Origin of the sequence: Marinobacter sp. Arc7-DN-1 (genome assembly GCF_003441595.1) — a bacterium.
Classification (GTDB): Bacteria; Pseudomonadota; Gammaproteobacteria; order Pseudomonadales; family Oleiphilaceae; genus Marinobacter; species Marinobacter metalliresistant.
Genome location: NZ_CP031848.1, coordinates 3483067 through 3499204, shown reverse-complemented (window position 1 = coordinate 3499204; position 16138 = coordinate 3483067). Strand labels below are relative to the sequence as shown.

Sequence of the window (16138 nt, the reverse complement as noted above, 5' to 3'; positions counted from 1 at the left end):
CAAGCGGGACTGCGGTCTATTCGTCAGAAATTTGACGGCCGTCAGTTCTGGCTTCGGTGCAAGCCTGGGTCGGGTAAGGCTCTCCAGATCAGGGTTGCCATGCGCCCTGTCTGACCATCCCTTCGATAGGAAAAAAACCGGTCTTGGTCCTGCACTGTGCACAGACCACCGCCAGTGACGGCGGAAACACCGAGATTGTTCAACCTCAGGGTGGCAAGGGCGTAGATATCTGCCATGAAATGCCCCGACCGGGCACCGTCGGTCCTGAAAGCGCGGGCGGCTTCCGGATCATGCCTCAAAAACGCGTCACGGACTTCCGGGCCGACTTCGAACCTGTCTGGACCGATGGCCGGGCCGAGCCAGGCTTGCAGCGTTTCGGGTGCTACAGCCATGGCGCTCACCAGATTCTCAATTACGCCACCGCACAGGCTCCGCCAGCCGGCATGGGCGGCGCCGACGACCGTACCTTTGTAATCCGAGAGAATCACCGGCAGGCAATCGGCGGTGAGGATGGCGCAGGCGATGCCGGGGTGTCGGGTGTAGCTGGCGTCAGCATTCGCGATTTGCTGGACGTTGTCCGGTGTGAGTTCGACAACCTTGGTGCCGTGCACCTGGTTAAGCCAACCGATCCGGGCACTATCCAGCCTGATGAATTCGGCAAGTCTCCGCCGGTTCTCTTGCACGTGTTCCGGGTTGTCTCCGACATGGCCGCCGAGATTGAGGCTGTTCCACGGCGATCCGCTGACACCGCCTGCGCGGGTTGTGCTGATGGCCTGCACCCTTCCCGGCCCGGACCAGCCCGGGTTCAGGAGGGTTCCTTCAGTAATCACGGTGTTCCAGCTCCCGGGCGTGTTTGCGCAGGGCTTCTATCAGCGTGACCATGTCTCCCGGCAAGGGTACTTCCCAGCTCAGGATTTCACCGGTCTCCGGATGCTCCAGCGTCAGCTGCCGGGCATGGAGTGCCTGGCGGTTGAACGCGGAGAGCGCCTCGCGCAGCTCTTCAGTGGTTCCCTTGGGAAGCCGCAGGCGACCGCCATACATCGGATCACCAACCAGCGGGTGTTTGACATGGGCCATATGCACCCGGATCTGGTGAGTACGGCCGCTTTCAAGTTTGCAGCGGATGAGCGTGTGGGCGGCAAAACGCTCTACCAGGCGATAATGGGTAACCGCCGGCTTGCCCGAAGCAACCACCGCCATCTTTTTACGCTCCCGAGGGTGCCTGCCGATAGGCGCATCCACCGTTGAACCACCCGTCAGCGTGCCGACCACAACCGCTTCATATTCGCGCCCCATGGTTCGTGTCTGCAACTGGTCCACCAGGGAGGTGTGGGCAATCAGGCTGCGGGCAACGACCATGATGCCCGAGGTATCTTTATCGAGCCGATGCACGATACCTGCCCTTGGAAGATTTTCCACTTCTGGTGCATAGTTCAGCAGCGCATTGACCAGCGTGCCGTCGGCATGGCCGGCCGCCGGATGCACCACAAGCCCGGCGGGCTTGTTGATGACCAGAAGATGCTCGTCCTGGTAGACGATATCCAGGGAGATTTCCTCAGCCTGCCAGCTCACCCGAATTTCCGGCTCGGCATCCAGCTCCAGGCGATCATCGAGCATCACCTTGTCCCGAGGCTTGCGCGCCTCGCCATTCACTGTCAACACACCACTTTTAATCCATGATTGCAGTCGCGAACGGGAGTGCTCGGGCATCAGCTCTGCCGCTGCCTGATCCAGGCGCCGGTCACTCAACGTCGGTGGGACAACAAAGCTGGCGACGATTCGATTTTCAGATGACATTAAGCCCCCAGGGCCTGTGTGTGTTACGTTTCGGTCAGATTCTTTGAAACAGCGGGGCGTTGCTCTTCACATGCCTCTGCACATGGAGCAACTTCCCCGCTACAATGGCTGCCCTTGAATTAATCGACATTATACGGGATTCCGGCATGAGATCAGGTCTTCGTTTACTGCTACTTTCCACACTGGTTGTTCTGATCAGTGCCTGCGCCTCCAATAAGCAGGAAGAAGTGCTTCCGGAGAAGACTTACTATGAGAATGCCCGCCAAGCCATGAGCTCCGGGAATTTCAACGAAGCGGAACAAAACCTGGATTCGCTGGAAACTTACTATCCCTTCGGCCGCTATGCCGAGCAGGCTCAGCTTGATCTCATTTATGCCCGTTACCAGAACCTGGATCTCGAAGGCGCCCGAGCGGCGGCTGACCGCTTTCTGCGGCTGAACCCGCAAAGTGACCACGCGGATTATGCCCTGTATATGCGCGGCCTTGCCTCCTACAACCTGGACCTGGGGCTTGCGGCCCGTTATTTCCCGATCGACGTGGCCGCCCGGGATCCGGGTGAGCAGATGCAATCCTTCCGGGATTTTTCGGAACTGCTCAACCGCTACCCGGACAGCCAGTATGTGGCAGACGCCCGCCAGCGCATGGTTGCGATCCGTAATCGGATGGCCGAACTGGAAATCAACGCAGCCCGCTACTATATCAAGCGCCAGGCCTATGTTGCCGCCAACAACCGTGGCCGATACGTGGTGGAGAACTACCCGTCATCGCCTTCCGTTGAAGAGGCCCTGATCATCATGGTCGAAACCTATCAGTTTCTTGACCTGAAAAAGGGCGCCCAAGACGCCATCGCCCTGCTTCGCACCAACTTTCCAGACAGCGAAGCGTTTAACAGCAATGGCGAGTTCGAGGCAGACCTGCTGAAGGGAGAGAGTCGTTCACTCACCAACGTTGTCACCTTTGGCCTGATGGGCGACGAATAAAAGGCTGAAATTGGGGTCAGATGAAGTTTTCATCTGACCCCAATTTCATCTGACCCCGGGCAATCGGCTACTTTCCGCTTTTCCAGGCGTTGGTAATGGGATAACGACGGTCCTTGCCAAAACCACGCTCGGTAATCCGTACGCCAATCGGCGCCTGCCGGCGCTTGTATTCGTTGGTGTCCACCAGGCGGATAACCCGCTCCACATCGGCCCGTTCAAAGCCTTCCGCAACGATGGCGTCGGCACTGAAATCCCGCTCCACGTAGAGGTTCAGGATCTGATCCAGCGCATCGTAGCCGGGCAGACTGTCCTCATCTTTCTGGTCCGGCGCCAGTTCGGCGGAGGGCGGCCGGGTGATAACCCGCTCCGGGATTACCTGGGATACCGTGTTGCAGTACCTGGCCAACCGGAACACCAGGGTTTTCGGCACATCCTTGAGAACGTCAAACCCCCCGGCCATATCCCCGTATAACGTTGAATAGCCCACCGCCATCTCGCTCTTGTTACCGGTTGTCAGCACCAGAGAGCGGAACTTGTTGGACAGGGACATCAGCAGAACACCGCGCAGGCGGGCCTGCAAGTTCTCCTCGGTTGTGTCAGGACGGGTACCCTCGAAAGGCCCGGCCAGGGTTTCCATGAAGGCATCGTACATGGGCTCGATAGAGAACACGTCGTACTGAACCCCCAGTGCCACCGCTTCAGCCTCGGCGTCCTCAAGGCTCATGCTGGAGGTATAACGAAAAGGCATCATCACCGCCCGGACACGGTCCTTACCCAGGGCATCAACCGCCACCGCCAGGGTGACCGCCGAGTCGATGCCGCCGGACAACCCCAGAACCACCGATTTAAAGCCATTTTTATTTACATAATCCCGAACGCCCGTCACCAGAGCCTTGTACACATTGGCTTCCAGTGACGGCTCCTCAGGTAAGGGCTGGGAAATCGGCTGGCAGTGGCGCTCACACAAAAAATCGACCGGGTAAAGGCCCTCGCCAAACTGGGGCGCTTCTGCCATCAGCACACCGGAGTGATCGAACACCATGGAGCCACCGTCAAAGACCAGCTCGTCCTGGCCACCAACGAGGTTCACATAAACAATACTGACCAGATTCTCTCTCGCTTTACGCTCCAGCAGGGCCTTCCGGCGGGCCTGTTTATCGATATCGTAGGGGGAGGCGTTCAGGTTCAGGATCAGCCGTGCGCCGGCTGCGGCACAGTCCTCTACCGGCCCTTCCTTCCAGATGTCTTCACAGACGGTGATGCCGACCTGAACACCACGGATATCAAGGGTCAAAACATCCGCACCTTCAGCGAAGTACCGCTTTTCATCAAACACCTGGTAATTGGGCGGGAAACGCTTGAAGTACCGACCGGTGATTTCGCCACCGTCGATAACCACAGCCGCGTTATACAGGAGCGCTCCGTGGCGCAGGGGTGCACCGATAACGATGGCCGGCTCCAGTTGCGCCTCCTGCAGCCGCTCCAGCGCTTCGTTAACACGAACCTCAAGGCTTGGCCGCAACAGCAGGTCCTCCGGCGGATAACCCGTCAGGCAAAGCTCGGGAAAGACCACAACGTCCGCCTGGTGGTCCGATGCCGCCCGCTGGACAGCATCAATGACGAGCTCCGTGTTGCCGGGAATATCACCCACCAGAAAGTCCAGTTGGGCCATCACCACCCGCAGTTTTCTGGCTGTCACCCCGTAGACGGCCTGTTTTCCGGACACGGACATAAATCGGCTCCTGTAACTCATTGCCATGAAAAGGCTATTATAACCCCGCACGCGCGTGGATTTCTTCCGACCAACAGCGGATTCCGGTAAATCATGGCAACAGAGACATCTACAACAACAGCCAACACCATAAGCCCGGCCGTTCCCACCACGCCTTCCGGCCTGCAGCAGGCAAAACTGTTCAGGATCTACAACCACTACCGCCTGGTGGTCAGCCTGATACTGGTGGCGCTGCTGTTCGTCGATCCGGTCAATTTCGACGTGCAATTCCGGATGCTCGACTACTACCAGGCCGGCGTTTCAGCGTATCTGGGGCTGAACGCCTTTATCGCCCTGCTCCTCGTGGCGGGGTTTCATCCTGGCCAGCGGCACATCACGCTCTCGATTCTGCTGGACATTCTGATCATGCACGGGCTGTTGCTCACCAGCACGGGCATTACCAACGGCCTGGCCAACCTTGTTATTGTTTCCGTGGCCGCGGGCAACATCCTGACCCCAAGCCGCATGGGAACGTTTTATGCGGCACTGGCCGCCATCAGTTCGCTGGGCATCTCCGGGTGGGCGGTACTGGCACTGGGTGAATCGGCAGACGATATTGTCCGGGCCGGCTCCCTGGGCATCCTCTACTTTGCGGCGGCCTTCGTGTTGCAGAACATCTCCCGCCGGATGATGCGCAGCGAGGCACTGGCCACCAGCCGGGCCCGCAGCATTGCCGAACTGGAGCAGATCAACCAGCAGATTATCCAGCGCATGCGCACCGGCATACTGGTGCTGGATTGTTTCGGCCAGATTCGCCTGGCCAATGCCGCCGCCGAGGAGCTTTTGTACGGCGCCCCCAAAGCCGCGGCACCCATTCATGAATTCACAACCGTGCTACCCAAACCCTTGAAACAGGGCCTCGAAGCCTGGCTGAAAGACCCCACTCGCCGGATCGAACCCTTCCAGCCCTCGCCTACGTCCCCGTTATTGCAGGCAAACTTTACCCAACTGGACCAGGAACGCGGCGACCAGATACTCGTGTTCATTGAAGATATGAGTAAGGTCACCCAGCAGGCACAACAGATGAAACTGGCTTCTCTCGGGCGACTCACCGCAGGCATTGCTCATGAGATTCGCAACCCTCTGGGTGCGATCAGCCATGCGGCACAGCTGATGGAAGAGGCCCCGAACCTTGAGCCCGGCGACCGCCAGATGCTTGGAATCATCCGGCGCCATTCCCGCAGGGTAAATGGCATCATCGAGAATGTTCTGGACCTCTCCCGGCGCCGGGCCGCCAACGCCGACCTGATCGAGTTGGAGCCCTGGCTAAAGGAATTCAGGGAAGATTTTCTCCAAACCCAGGACCAAGACTGCACCTCCTCAAATATCATCCTGAAGAACGACTCAGACGACCTGCCGCCAGCCCGTTTCGATAAAAGCCAGATCGAGCAGGTGATGGTTAACCTCTGCGATAATGGCTTGCGGTATAGTAAACAGCAGACCGGCGAGCGGCACATCGAACTTCACGCCGGAGCCACAGCAGATGGCGAACGAGCCTACGTGGATGTCCGCGATTTCGGGCCTGGCATTGCCCCTGAAAACCGTAACTCGGTGTTCGAGCCCTTTTTCACCACCGACAAGAGCGGAACCGGGCTCGGGCTTTATCTGGCACGGGAACTGTGCGAGGCTAATCAGGCGCATCTTTCCCTGGTAGACGACGACCAGCCCGGCTGCTGTTTCCGCATTACGTTCGCCCACCCTGGGCGAATGATCTGACCCTACACCGGCGGATATCGGGCGTTTGAACAACGACATGGAACCGACGACACAACATGACCACATACACAGCGCTGATCGTTGACGACGAACCGGACATCCGGGAACTGCTGGAAATCACCCTCACCCGAATGGGCATAACCACCTTCACGGCACCCGACCTGACCAGCGCTCTGGCGCTGCTGGAGCAGAACAAACCGAACCTCTGCCTCACCGACATGAACCTGCCGGACGGCAATGGTATCGAACTGGTTCAGTGGATCCAGCAGCATGCTCCGGCAACACCGGTGGCCGTCATTACCGCCTACGGCAATATGGACACGGCGATTGAATCCCTCAAAGCCGGGGCTTTCGATTTTGTTTCCAAGCCGGTGGAACTGCCCCGCTTAAGAGAGCTGGTAAACAGTGCGCTCAAGCTCTCGGAGCCCAAGGCGGACTCGGAAGATGGAGCCGACGAGCCCGGCCTGCTACTCGGTAAATCTCCGGAGATCCGGAAACTCCGGAACCAGACCCGAAAGCTGGCCAGAAGCCAGGCGCCGGTATTCATCAGTGGTGAGTCCGGCAGTGGTAAGGAACTGGTTGCCCGAATGATTCACCTTCAGGGCCCCCGCCGGGAGGGACCTTTCATTGCCGTGAACTGTGGTGCGATTCCCTCGGAACTCATGGAGAGTGAATTCTTCGGGCACAAGAAAGGCAGCTTTACCGGGGCTGTGGAAAACAAGGACGGCCTGTTCCGCTCTGCCAACGGTGGCACTCTGTTTCTGGATGAAGTCGCAGACCTGCCGCTGGCCATGCAGGTGAAACTGCTCAGGGCCATCCAGGAAAAAGCGGTCCGACCAGTAGGTGACACCAAGGAAGTACCGGTAGATATCCGGGTGCTGAGCGCCACCCATAAAAACCTGCCGGAACTGGTTCAGGAAGGCAGCTTCCGCCAGGACCTGTTCTACCGGATTAACGTGATCGAACTGGCTGTTCCGCCTTTGCGGGAGCGGCTCGATGATATCCCCATACTCGCCGGCCACATTCTTGAACGTATTGCCGGAGAGTACGAATGCGATCCGGCCACGTTAACTCCCGCTGCGATAGAGCGCCTCAAGAGCTACGATTTTCCCGGAAACGTGCGGGAATTGGAGAATGTTCTGGAACGCGCGTTTACCCTGTGCGATGCCGACCAGATTGACGCTGACGATCTGCATCTCGGGAATGGTGTACAGCATGCCGCATCGCCCTCACAGATTATTGCCGAGGGCCAGGCCGGCGAAGGTGAGAATTTTACCGTGCCGGATGGTGAAATCGATCTGGAAGGATACCTGGAAAGCATCGAACGGCAAGCGATTGAGAAGGCTCTGGAGGCGACCCGCTGGAACAAGACGGCGGCGGCGAAGCGGTTGGGGATCAGTTTTCGGGCGTTGCGGTATCGATTGAAGAAGTTGGGGATGGAGTAAAGTTAGCAGACATTTAAAGGGACTGGTTCACAGAATATAAATTCCATCCTTTTAAAATAATCTTACCGGATATCGCAGGACGTGAATCCGGCACTTCCCAAAAAGATAGAACATGGATGTTAACGATGAGTACCGCCAAATCACCTGCAGGTTTTACACTGCCGGAGCTTGTTATTACGGTCGCCGTGCTGGCCATTGCCACCGGTTTTGCTGTTCAGTCGTTCGGAGGTTGGATCGAGCGATCAAATCACAGAACTCTTATTGAACACTATCACTCAATCTTCGCATTCGCCCGCTGGTCGGCGGCAAGTCAGCGTCAGCTGATCACGGTCTGCCCCCTCTCGTCACAGAACAAATGCATAGACGACTGGCAAAACACCATTTCGGTATTTGTTGATTCAGACAATAACAAACAACCTGACGAAGACACGGTAATCCGGGAATTCACGCCAGACTTCGGGGGTTTCCGGATACGCTCTCGCACAGCCGGGCGAGGCTACTTTCAGTTTAATCCCAGGGGTATGGCTCATGGCGCAATGGGAAGCCTGATACTTTGTCCTTCGAATCCGGCAAGCGGCAACATGAGCTACATGGCGGTCAACATTGCCGGTCGTTTCCGGGCCGAGCACGACAAGGACGCGGATGGCATGATTAAGCTTTCATGGGGAGCGAAGGTTTTCTGCCCTGGTTAATTGTCGGACATAGACGAAAAGGCCGACCCTGAAGGCCGGCGTTTCAATCATTGCTGCAAGGATTACCGGAAGTTAGTTTTCCCAGGTATTATCACCAGCGCCAAAGCCATCATTGTCGCGATCCCAGCGTCGCGCACCGGTAGAGTCAAGCTCCAGGTTTCCATCTCCCGCTTGCACGCCTTTCGGAGTTGCCCGCAAGGTGTAGGAGTTTGCATCCGCAGCCTCGATGGTCAGATCGTAATACTTCTGCCCACCGTCGAGCGGCGCCTCATCCGGGTATATAGCCGGAGCACCGGTATCCGCACCACCGGCCGCTGCACTCTCATAAGTGTTGTTAGAAGCATAATATCGCTCCATAGCACCCGAGAGCCCGGTTAACGCTCCTTGAGCATCAGAACGGCGAGTACGATCCGTGTACTCTACGTAACTGGGATAAGCAATGGCGGCGATGATCCCAATAATCGCCACCACGATCATCAGTTCAATAAGCGTAAAACCTGACTGGGAACTCCTTGCCTTAACCAAGACTTACTCCTCGTACCAATAGGTTTCAACGACGCCCTTGAGAGAGTCTACCGTCACACATTCCGCGCCAACACACACCACATCCGTATCATCAACACGCATGCGCTGAGGGTCGGCAGGCAGACCGATCGTATTGAGTTCCACCTCCCGGTCAGGGCGGGTCAGCTCGTCGGCTGCGCCCACTCCGTCGTAGTTGACGACAGCACGCCCATCAAGCACCGACAGGTGATACAGGCGCGATGTACCGGCCGACGGAATACAGATGTTTGTACTTGGAGTTGGCTCGTAAGTAGTGACAAACACCTCATTATTGATGGTCTGGCTTGTCGAGAGCACCTTTTCACCGCTGTTCGTCAGGCGGATATACCAGCCATCCGCCAAGCCAATCGCCGCAGCAGCGTCGTTCTGCTCTTGCGATGTTCCCTGTTGAACCAGGTTGTCAGTGGCATCGTAAAGATCTGTCTCAGTAATGGGCGTGTACAGCACGTTGCCTTGGTCGTCGACCGGCGGCGCGCTGATCTCAGGAATTCGCATCATGTAAATGCGGTCATCAATATTTTCGTCCAGAGGGTGAGCCTGAAAGCCCGACCCGATGACCAGACCAAGGAACCGCGTTCCGCCAAACTTCAAACCGAACAGGTCCGGCGCATGGTAGAAACGCCGATTGTTCGCGGTACTGTTATCCTCCGCCAGATCTGCGATTACACCACCGGTAACCAGGTCATCGGCAGCGTTGGAATTGGTAACATCAAACCGGAAAATCTGTCCGCCCATATCACCCACGTATATCTGGTTAATCTTACCATCACCGGTCAGGTCTAGAGCCTTGGGGGCAGAGGGGATACTGTATTTCAGATCAGCAAGCTCAAGGTTCGCGCCACTGCCTGTGGGGCCAGCCCACCAGAGACGGTCACCGGTTTCAGCATCCACGATGTACAAAGCCCGGCCGATATCGTCAACGGTGCGCGTTGTTGCATCGTCCTGGTCAGCATCGTATCCGCCGCCGAAGATCAACACGTCGTGGATCTGGTTGCCAATTTCCACCTTGGTCTTGGAAGGTCTCGACCAGGTTTGGCCCAGCTCAGCGAAATCGGTATTGGCTTGCCCACCCTGAATCGACCAGAGAAAGTCTGGCTGATCAGGGTTGGTTACATCCAGTGCGTAGTAGTTGGAACCACCACGGCGCATACCCGAGTAGATATAAGCGAAATCGCCGTCGCCAGCAATGATACTGCCGTCATTGTTGTCATCATTAACCCAGCTGAGGATAGACGAGTCCATGCCATACACTTTATTCGCGGTCTCGCTGTTTTCTTTTAAACCTGCCTGATTTTTCAGAAGGTCTCTGGGCATGAATGAGAAGTGCGTTTCCCCGGTCTCACCATCGATACCGTGGATAAAGCCCTGATTATCCCCAAAGAACACTGCGGTATCCGGTGAAGACTCACTGCCACCATAGACGATCAGGTGCGGTACGGAGTGGAGCGGGTCCGCGATAAACTTCCGTGAGTCGGTTGTTGATGCATCACCGTCCGAATCATCGAGATCCTGACCCCGGGTCCAGTTAACCAGGGCGGAGAAATCTGCATCGGACATGTTTGTGTCCCCGAAGAGAGCCTTGGTCAGATTATTATTACCTGTTGCGAGCGCATTGGCGCTATTCGTCAGCCCCCTGTTTGTGGCGAGATTCGAATAGACCTTGCGATCGGAGTTGGGATCTGCATGCTGTGACGAGGCTCCGCCGTCGGTAACAACCTTGCCATCCTGGATATTGCTCCACCAGCTCTGGGCACTATCCTTGAAGAAACCGCTGTTCGGGTCGACGGCTGGCTGCCCGTCCTCGCCGACAATGACGGCCTCACTTTGCCCGGTAGTGGAATTCTCCTGGATAGCGAGTTTGTAGCGCTTAAGATTACCCGGCCAACGGGCTCCTTTCGCCGGCTGGAACAGAGCAAAATAGAGCGCATCGAGGTGATTCAGGCGGTCAAAAGTGTTGACCGCAATGCCTGGAGCCACATAGGTTGCAGAGGTCGCAAGGATGTCGTTGAAGGCTGTCTCAAACGCGGTTGCCAATGAAGCGGCGTCGTTAGCCTGAAAGTACTGTCCGCCGCCATTGGAAGCGGCGTCAGAAAGCAGCGTCTGATTGCTCTGGAAGCCCACAGTGTATGTGCGGATGGACTGCGGACCGTCCTGTTCCGTGCTCATGTCGTTATCAAACATGTACTCCGCAATTTCGTCGAGGCAGTTGCCGGAACACGAGCCGACGGTGCTCTCCATGGTGCTTTGATAGTTGGTATCCTGAGTGGGCTGGCCGTCCGTTAACAAAATGATGTTGTTTGGCTGGCACTGGTACTCGATCGGGCTGTCGTATTTGTTTCCATCCATCACATCGGCAACGCTGGAATCACGGATGAACGTATCACCTCCCTGAAAATACCTCATTGCCTCAAAAGTTGTCTCGGAAAGCGGCGTATTTCCGCCCGGCGAGAGCCCATTGATTGCGGTTTTCAATGGTGACCTGACGTCAGCAATCGGTTTGATTGCCGAGAGGAAATAACCACCATCGTTGCCACCAAAATACATGGCCCCGACATTGACGTCTTCCATATCATCCAGAAGATTGCCCATTACCGCCTGAACAACCTCCAGGCGATTGGACGTTCCTTCCGCGATATTGCTCATGCTTCCGGACTTATCGAGAATAAACAGAATGTTGGGCTTGACGATCTTGTCAGCGTCTGTAAAGAAAATCTCGGTATCGTCAGCAACCGCTGTAGAGGTGCCAACCGTCAGGGACATGGAAAGCAGGCCCCACGCGAATCGTTTTATGAAGACCTTCATTGCAGCTCTCCTTCTTGCTGGATAGGATAAATGACCATCAACGCCATCCCACTATCCGAATCCACGAGTACGGTACCGGCTTGGCCAGAAACGCGCCGGTATCCATCTGCACCTACGTCACGCTTGCCAACCTGAACCTTGAATCCACGAGCTGGAAGCAGGCGTGGTTCAGGGCAAAGCTCGCAGCCTTCGGTAACCACACTGAATACCCGTGACGATGAATCTACCATCAACTCGACGGAAGCGGCTTCATAGGCCTCAATCGGGCTATCAATTAACCGCGCATCCTCAAGACTCGCCGCACTGACCGGAGTGATCGCCCAAACGAACATTACCAGTGGTAAACAAAGCATTTTCTTGATCATCTTTTCCTCCAGAGCTGGTCCCAAAACCAACAATCAGTAATATTCGATTCCCTTGAAGACCGTTGAAGTCGCACCGGTCCCTGCCATGGTTGCAGTGCCACTTAACTCATATCGATAACCATCCAGTGCCGTGGAGCTCTCGTTAGCATCCAGTGAGCTGCCGCTACCGGCTATTATTTCGCCGAGGTACCGGGCCTGGTAGGTACCGGCAACGCCGTTCCCGGCGTCAACCGTGAAGTTAACCGAACTGCTCATATTGTCCGCAGATTGCATCGACTCTCTTAGCAAGCTCAAATCATTCCCGATTAACCGCTCCGTCAAGGCACTGGCGGAACTCTCGGCAGCCTGAAATGTCCGATTGGAGTTCTGGGCATTCACGGCCATACGCTCCTGCATCACTGACGTATTCATCCCCGCGACACCGATGAGCGTCAAGACCAACAAAACCACAAGGCTTACGATCAGAACTGCGCCACGCTCCTGGCGACCTGTCTTCAATTCAGTCATAGCTTCTATCCTCTGGCGTTCTATGCACCTATGCTTAATCCCTGTTTCTCAAGGTCACCGTACTGATGAAAGTCCGCCTCAAGCGGGTGTCTTCCGGGTGCGTCACCGGGCCGGCACCACTTGCTTCAGTAATCACTTCGCCTGGCAGCGCATAGCTCGATGTATCGTCCGTGTCCCGAACCTGGTCAGCGTCACTGATCAGCAAGCCGATTCTCAGCGCGACCACGCGAGACATATCGGTGACGTTGTCAGCGGTTTCGTAACGGATATTGTTGGTGGGCAGTATCTCCCCATACTGGATTTGCATGCTCTCGACCCCCTCCACCAGCTCGTCAACCTGGAAGCTTGGCCCGCCGGCAGCGAGCATGTTATTGGCGCCCCTATAGAGAGCAATTATGTCGTTACCCTGAATGTCATCACGCCCGGTATCGGCGACAAAATAAACGTTGGATGAGAACCTCATAATCCGGGCGCTTTCGTTGTACGCCTGCCCCAGATTGTTGCTGGAGTTCACGTTTTGGGCGTGCGCCCAGGTGCCGCTACTTGGGTCGCTCGATATTCGAAAAAGATCCGCGTTCTCGCAATCGGAAATCAGAACAATGTCATTCTGGGTAAACGAATTAATCGCAGTGCCTGCCACCTGAATGTTGGCGTTTACCACGTTCATGTTTCCGGTCACCTCGACGTCAATGGTCTGGCCGCGCTGTATCGAAATCACATCGCTTCCAACGAGGGCATTGGCCTCAATCGGGGTCCCGTCAAACTCGGTGCCATTGGCCCAGTTGCCGTCGGCGACTTCCCAGCCTCTAAGGGTGGTGGAGAAGAAATCTGCCGTAGGGGCGTTATCCGCGATAATCCTCATGGTCACGTCTGCAGGGTCCGCACATCCCTGAAAACCAATCATCCGCATGTCTCGCCCGACGATATCCGTCGCGATCCGACCGGATTCCTGAATCCGCGCAAGAGACGTACTGAGGCGAGCGGTCTGGCTTGAATCCACATAGACCGTGAAAATGCCAAGAATCAGCGTTGCACTCAGGGCAAGCGCGACCATCAATTCAACCAGCGATAAACCGGCCTGCCCTTTTGGGCTATGGGTAATGAACCCCTGAACTTTTTTGGCTCCCATCAAGCACCTCATAATGAGAAATTCAGGAAAAAGGAATTATCACCGGCGATTTGTTCGTTAGCATCGCCTTCTCTGACAACTTCATCCCACTGGACAGAGATCGTAAACATCTCGGTGCCGGCATCGAACTGAATCGAGCCTTGCCCGCCAGGCAAGAGCGTCATGTCGCTTCCGACTCCCTGAATCTGGCGCGCCCACTGAGCCAAATCCACCGTTACCTGTTGCGCCGGCGAACATCCGCCGTTCTGCGTCGCACAAACCGGGAGGTTTGTGGATGCGCCAACGGTCGTGAAGCCGTCATAGGCTCCACCGCCTACAGCCTGGGCCCGATTGGCCCGTATGCGGTCAGCCATGTCATAGGCCAGAATGCTCGCCTGGGTCCGCAAATACGCACCCTGATTGTTTCGCATTCCGTCGACCAGCAAACCGGCGAGGCCCAGAAGCCCTATCGCCAGGATGAACACGGTCACCAGAATTTCAATCAGCGTAAAGCCCTGACTTTTCATGCCTTTCATTTCGCTTCTGTTGGCACCGCGCTTCGGAATAAACGACGTTTTCATCATTGCGCCACTCTCACGGACAGGTGATATTTGCGTTGTTGTGATCGTTCAGTACGCCGTTACCCGAGGTATCTCGCGCCAGACGTGTCTGACCGGACACGCTGACAACAATTGCCCGAGCTGCCGCCGCACCACGGGAATCACATACTGTAATCGTGCCTGCAGCCGATAGACCAATTCCCGGAGGAATCGGGAAGCCATTGCCTGAAAACTGCACAAATGAGCCTCCACCACTGGTAAGGCCAGCGATTCTCATGGTGTTGCCACCTTCTAGGGCCTGGCTGATCCGGAGGAGCTGGTCGTCTCCGGCATCGAGCACGCGATCACCGTCAAGGTCGCGCATCACAATCCAGCCGGTCTCCCACGTGTTTGCACCACTGCATGAAGCGCTGTCAGCACTGGCGCAGACAGTAATCACGCCATCCTGCATTTTGGATGCTTCACTGCGGGCATAGCTCATAAGGCTGGACGCTTCATTTATTTGAGACGTCAGCCGATTATTAAGTACGGTCTCGCGAAAAGACGGAACTGCAAACGATGCAACGATTGCCAGAATGACGATCGTTATAATCAGTTCAAGCAACGTAAAGCCAGAGCTTCGCTGGAATCCGGACATAATTCTTCCCTATTTCTGATTGGTTACAGATTATTTTGAGTCAGGGTGCGAAACCACCCACCTGCGATAAGCGGGAGTCTTAGCATGATAAACGGTCGCTACTTAAGAAGTGAGGTGTAACGGTTCACAAAAAAAAGGGGGGGGGAAATAGGGCAGGATATTGAAAGTCTGGGAAGCTTCCCGAATGAAGCAAGGCCCCATCCGGCAAAGCTCACCTGCCATACGAGGGCAAAAGTCAGGAAACCTCTACCACATCAATCCTGAGCTCTTTGGGCATCGAAAACACAATATTCTCCTCACGCCCGGCAACTTCCTCCGGAACACCACCCCCCAATTCCCTGAGGCGATTGATCACATCGTTCACCAATACTTCGGGCGCAGAGGCACCAGCGGTTACGCCAACTGAGGTCTTTCCCTCAAGCCAGGCAGGATCAATCTGAGATGCCTCATCGATCAGGTAGGCCGGCGTACCCATCCGCTCAGCCAATTCTCGCAACCGGTTGGAATTGGAACTGTTCGGGGAGCCAACCACCAGCATCAGGTCACAGTCTCCGGCGAGCTGCTTCACGGCGTCCTGGCGGTTCTGGGTGGCGTAGCAGATGTCGTCTTTGCGGGGTCCCTGGATTTCGGGGAATTTTGCACGCAGAGCGTCGATGACACGGGCGGTATCGTCCATGGACAACGTGGTTTGGGTGACGTAGGAAAGCTTCCCGGGGTCGTTCACTTCCAGCTTTGCTACGTCTTCCTCGTTCTCCACGAGGTAAATCTCGCCACCACTGCTGTGATCATACTGCCCCATAGTGCCTTCCACTTCCGGGTGGCCATGGTGGCCGATCAGGATGCATTCCCGGCCGTCGCGGCTGTAGCGCATCACTTCCAGGTGGACCTTGGTGACCAGCGGGCAGGTGGCGTCAAAGACTTTCAGGCCGCGGCGGGCGGCTTCGTTTTGTACCGCCTGGGAGACGCCGTGGGCGCTGAAGATGACGAGCTTGTCGTCCGGGACTTCGTCCAGTTCGTCAACGAAGATGGCGCCGCGGTTGCGGAGGTTGTCCACCACGAATTTGTTATGCACGACTTCGTGACGCACGTAGATCGGAGCGCCAAAGACATCCAGGGCGCGATTGACGATTTCGATGGCACGGTCAACACCGGCACAGAAGCCACGGGGGTTTGCGAGTCTGATTTGCATTATCT

General features: G+C 56.2%; 15 protein-coding genes. 4 read left to right on the top strand and 11 right to left on the bottom strand.

The genetic code is table 11. The features are described from left to right. Positions 1-41: 41 nt before the first annotated feature. Both pgeF and rluD read right to left on the bottom strand, forming a co-directional pair. Complete coding sequence (pgeF, locus tag D0851_RS16430; protein ID WP_117619594.1) at positions 42-830, bottom strand: peptidoglycan editing factor PgeF; 789 nt, start codon at positions 828-830, stop codon at positions 42-44. Then, entirely contained in the window at positions 820-1797 is a 978-nt protein-coding gene (rluD, locus tag D0851_RS16425; protein WP_117619593.1) for a 23S rRNA pseudouridine(1911/1915/1917) synthase RluD, read from the bottom strand. Before rluD ends, pgeF begins: the two co-directional genes overlap by 11 nt. Before the next feature lie 146 nt (positions 1798-1943). Here rluD and D0851_RS16420 point away from each other — a divergent pair, with 146 nt between their 5' ends. Continuing rightward, entirely contained in the window at positions 1944-2777 is an 834-nt protein-coding gene (locus tag D0851_RS16420) for an outer membrane protein assembly factor BamD (RefSeq protein WP_117620440.1), read from the top strand. A gap of 67 nt (positions 2778-2844) precedes the next feature. Here D0851_RS16420 and D0851_RS16415 read toward each other — a convergent pair whose 3' ends face one another. Then, positions 2845-4509: an NAD+ synthase gene (locus D0851_RS16415; RefSeq protein ID WP_117619592.1), complete on the bottom strand. Its 1665-nt coding sequence runs from the start codon at positions 4507-4509 to the stop codon at positions 2845-2847. Positions 4510-4602: 93 nt separating this feature from the next. On the opposite strand from D0851_RS16415, the gene D0851_RS16410 reads away from it, so the two are divergent. The 3 genes from D0851_RS16410 (at position 4603) to D0851_RS16400 (ending at position 8401) form a co-directional block, all read left to right on the top strand. Beyond that, positions 4603-6264: a sensor histidine kinase gene (locus tag D0851_RS16410; RefSeq protein ID WP_117619591.1), complete on the top strand. Its 1662-nt coding sequence runs from the start codon at positions 4603-4605 to the stop codon at positions 6262-6264. Between the two features lie 56 nt (positions 6265-6320). Further along, on the top strand, positions 6321-7709 hold the full coding sequence (locus D0851_RS16405) for a sigma-54-dependent transcriptional regulator (protein ID WP_117619590.1): 1389 nt from the start codon (positions 6321-6323) through the stop codon (positions 7707-7709). Between the two features lie 125 nt (positions 7710-7834). Then, entirely contained in the window at positions 7835-8401 is a 567-nt protein-coding gene (locus D0851_RS16400; RefSeq protein WP_162893763.1) for a GspH/FimT family pseudopilin, read from the top strand. A 72-nt stretch (positions 8402-8473) separates the two neighbouring features. On the opposite strand, the gene D0851_RS16395 is transcribed toward D0851_RS16400, so the two are convergent. The 8 genes from D0851_RS16395 to ispH all read right to left on the bottom strand — a co-directional run bounded on the left by D0851_RS16395 (position 8474) and on the right by ispH (position 16133). After that, on the bottom strand, positions 8474-8926 hold the full coding sequence (locus D0851_RS16395; RefSeq protein ID WP_117619588.1) for a type IV pilin protein: 453 nt from the start codon (positions 8924-8926) through the stop codon (positions 8474-8476). A 3-nt stretch (positions 8927-8929) separates the two neighbouring features. After that, positions 8930-11554, bottom strand: a complete 2625-nt coding sequence (locus D0851_RS16390; RefSeq protein WP_341581395.1) for a pilus assembly protein — start codon at positions 11552-11554, stop codon at positions 8930-8932. 209 nt (positions 11555-11763) lie between these two features. Continuing rightward, on the bottom strand, positions 11764-12132 hold the full coding sequence (locus D0851_RS16385) for a hypothetical protein (protein ID WP_117619586.1): 369 nt from the start codon (positions 12130-12132) through the stop codon (positions 11764-11766). A 33-nt stretch (positions 12133-12165) separates the two neighbouring features. Next, positions 12166-12639 carry a PilX N-terminal domain-containing pilus assembly protein gene (locus D0851_RS16380; RefSeq protein WP_117619585.1) on the bottom strand — a complete coding sequence of 158 codons (474 nt, stop codon included), beginning with the start codon at positions 12637-12639 and terminating at the stop codon, positions 12166-12168. 34 nt (positions 12640-12673) lie between these two features. Then, a complete protein-coding gene (locus tag D0851_RS16375) occupies positions 12674-13768 on the bottom strand; it encodes a PilW family protein (RefSeq protein WP_117619584.1) in 1095 nt (364 codons plus the stop codon). A gap of 8 nt (positions 13769-13776) precedes the next feature. Further along, entirely contained in the window at positions 13777-14331 is a 555-nt protein-coding gene (gene pilV, locus D0851_RS16370; RefSeq protein ID WP_227539330.1) for a type IV pilus modification protein PilV, read from the bottom strand. Positions 14332-14341: 10 nt separating this feature from the next. Next, positions 14342-14944, bottom strand: coding sequence for a GspH/FimT family pseudopilin (locus D0851_RS16365; RefSeq protein WP_117619583.1), 603 nt, complete (start codon positions 14942-14944; stop codon positions 14342-14344). 235 nt (positions 14945-15179) lie between these two features. Next, positions 15180-16133 carry a 4-hydroxy-3-methylbut-2-enyl diphosphate reductase gene (gene ispH, locus D0851_RS16360; protein WP_117619582.1) on the bottom strand — a complete coding sequence of 318 codons (954 nt, stop codon included), beginning with the start codon at positions 16131-16133 and terminating at the stop codon, positions 15180-15182. Positions 16134-16138 lie beyond the last annotated feature (5 nt).

What these genes read in the sequence shown, in the direction of transcription:
- D0851_RS16415 (WP_117619592.1), bottom strand. Translation starts at nt 4,509, where the DNA reads ATGTCCGTGTCCGGAAAACAGGCCGTCTACGGGGTGACAGCCAGAAAA.
- ispH (WP_117619582.1), bottom strand. Translation starts at nt 16,133, where the DNA reads ATGCAAATCAGACTCGCAAACCCCCGTGGCTTCTGTGCCGGTGTTGAC.
- D0851_RS16385 (WP_117619586.1), bottom strand. Translation starts at nt 12,132, where the DNA reads ATGATCAAGAAAATGCTTTGTTTACCACTGGTAATGTTCGTTTGGGCG.
- D0851_RS16375 (WP_117619584.1), bottom strand. Translation starts at nt 13,768, where the DNA reads ATGGGAGCCAAAAAAGTTCAGGGGTTCATTACCCATAGCCCAAAAGGG.
- D0851_RS16405 (WP_117619590.1), top strand. Translation starts at nt 6,321, where the DNA reads ATGACCACATACACAGCGCTGATCGTTGACGACGAACCGGACATCCGG.
- D0851_RS16365 (WP_117619583.1), bottom strand. Translation starts at nt 14,944, where the DNA reads ATGTCCGGATTCCAGCGAAGCTCTGGCTTTACGTTGCTTGAACTGATT.
- rluD (WP_117619593.1), bottom strand. Translation starts at nt 1,797, where the DNA reads ATGTCATCTGAAAATCGAATCGTCGCCAGCTTTGTTGTCCCACCGACG.
- D0851_RS16410 (WP_117619591.1), top strand. Translation starts at nt 4,603, where the DNA reads ATGGCAACAGAGACATCTACAACAACAGCCAACACCATAAGCCCGGCC.
- pilV (WP_227539330.1), bottom strand. Translation starts at nt 14,331, where the DNA reads ATGATGAAAACGTCGTTTATTCCGAAGCGCGGTGCCAACAGAAGCGAA.
- D0851_RS16420 (WP_117620440.1), top strand. Translation starts at nt 1,944, where the DNA reads ATGAGATCAGGTCTTCGTTTACTGCTACTTTCCACACTGGTTGTTCTG.
- D0851_RS16390 (WP_341581395.1), bottom strand. Translation starts at nt 11,554, where the DNA reads ATGGGCAATCTTCTGGATGATATGGAAGACGTCAATGTCGGGGCCATG.
- D0851_RS16400 (WP_162893763.1), top strand. Translation starts at nt 7,835, where the DNA reads ATGAGTACCGCCAAATCACCTGCAGGTTTTACACTGCCGGAGCTTGTT.
- D0851_RS16380 (WP_117619585.1), bottom strand. Translation starts at nt 12,639, where the DNA reads ATGACTGAATTGAAGACAGGTCGCCAGGAGCGTGGCGCAGTTCTGATC.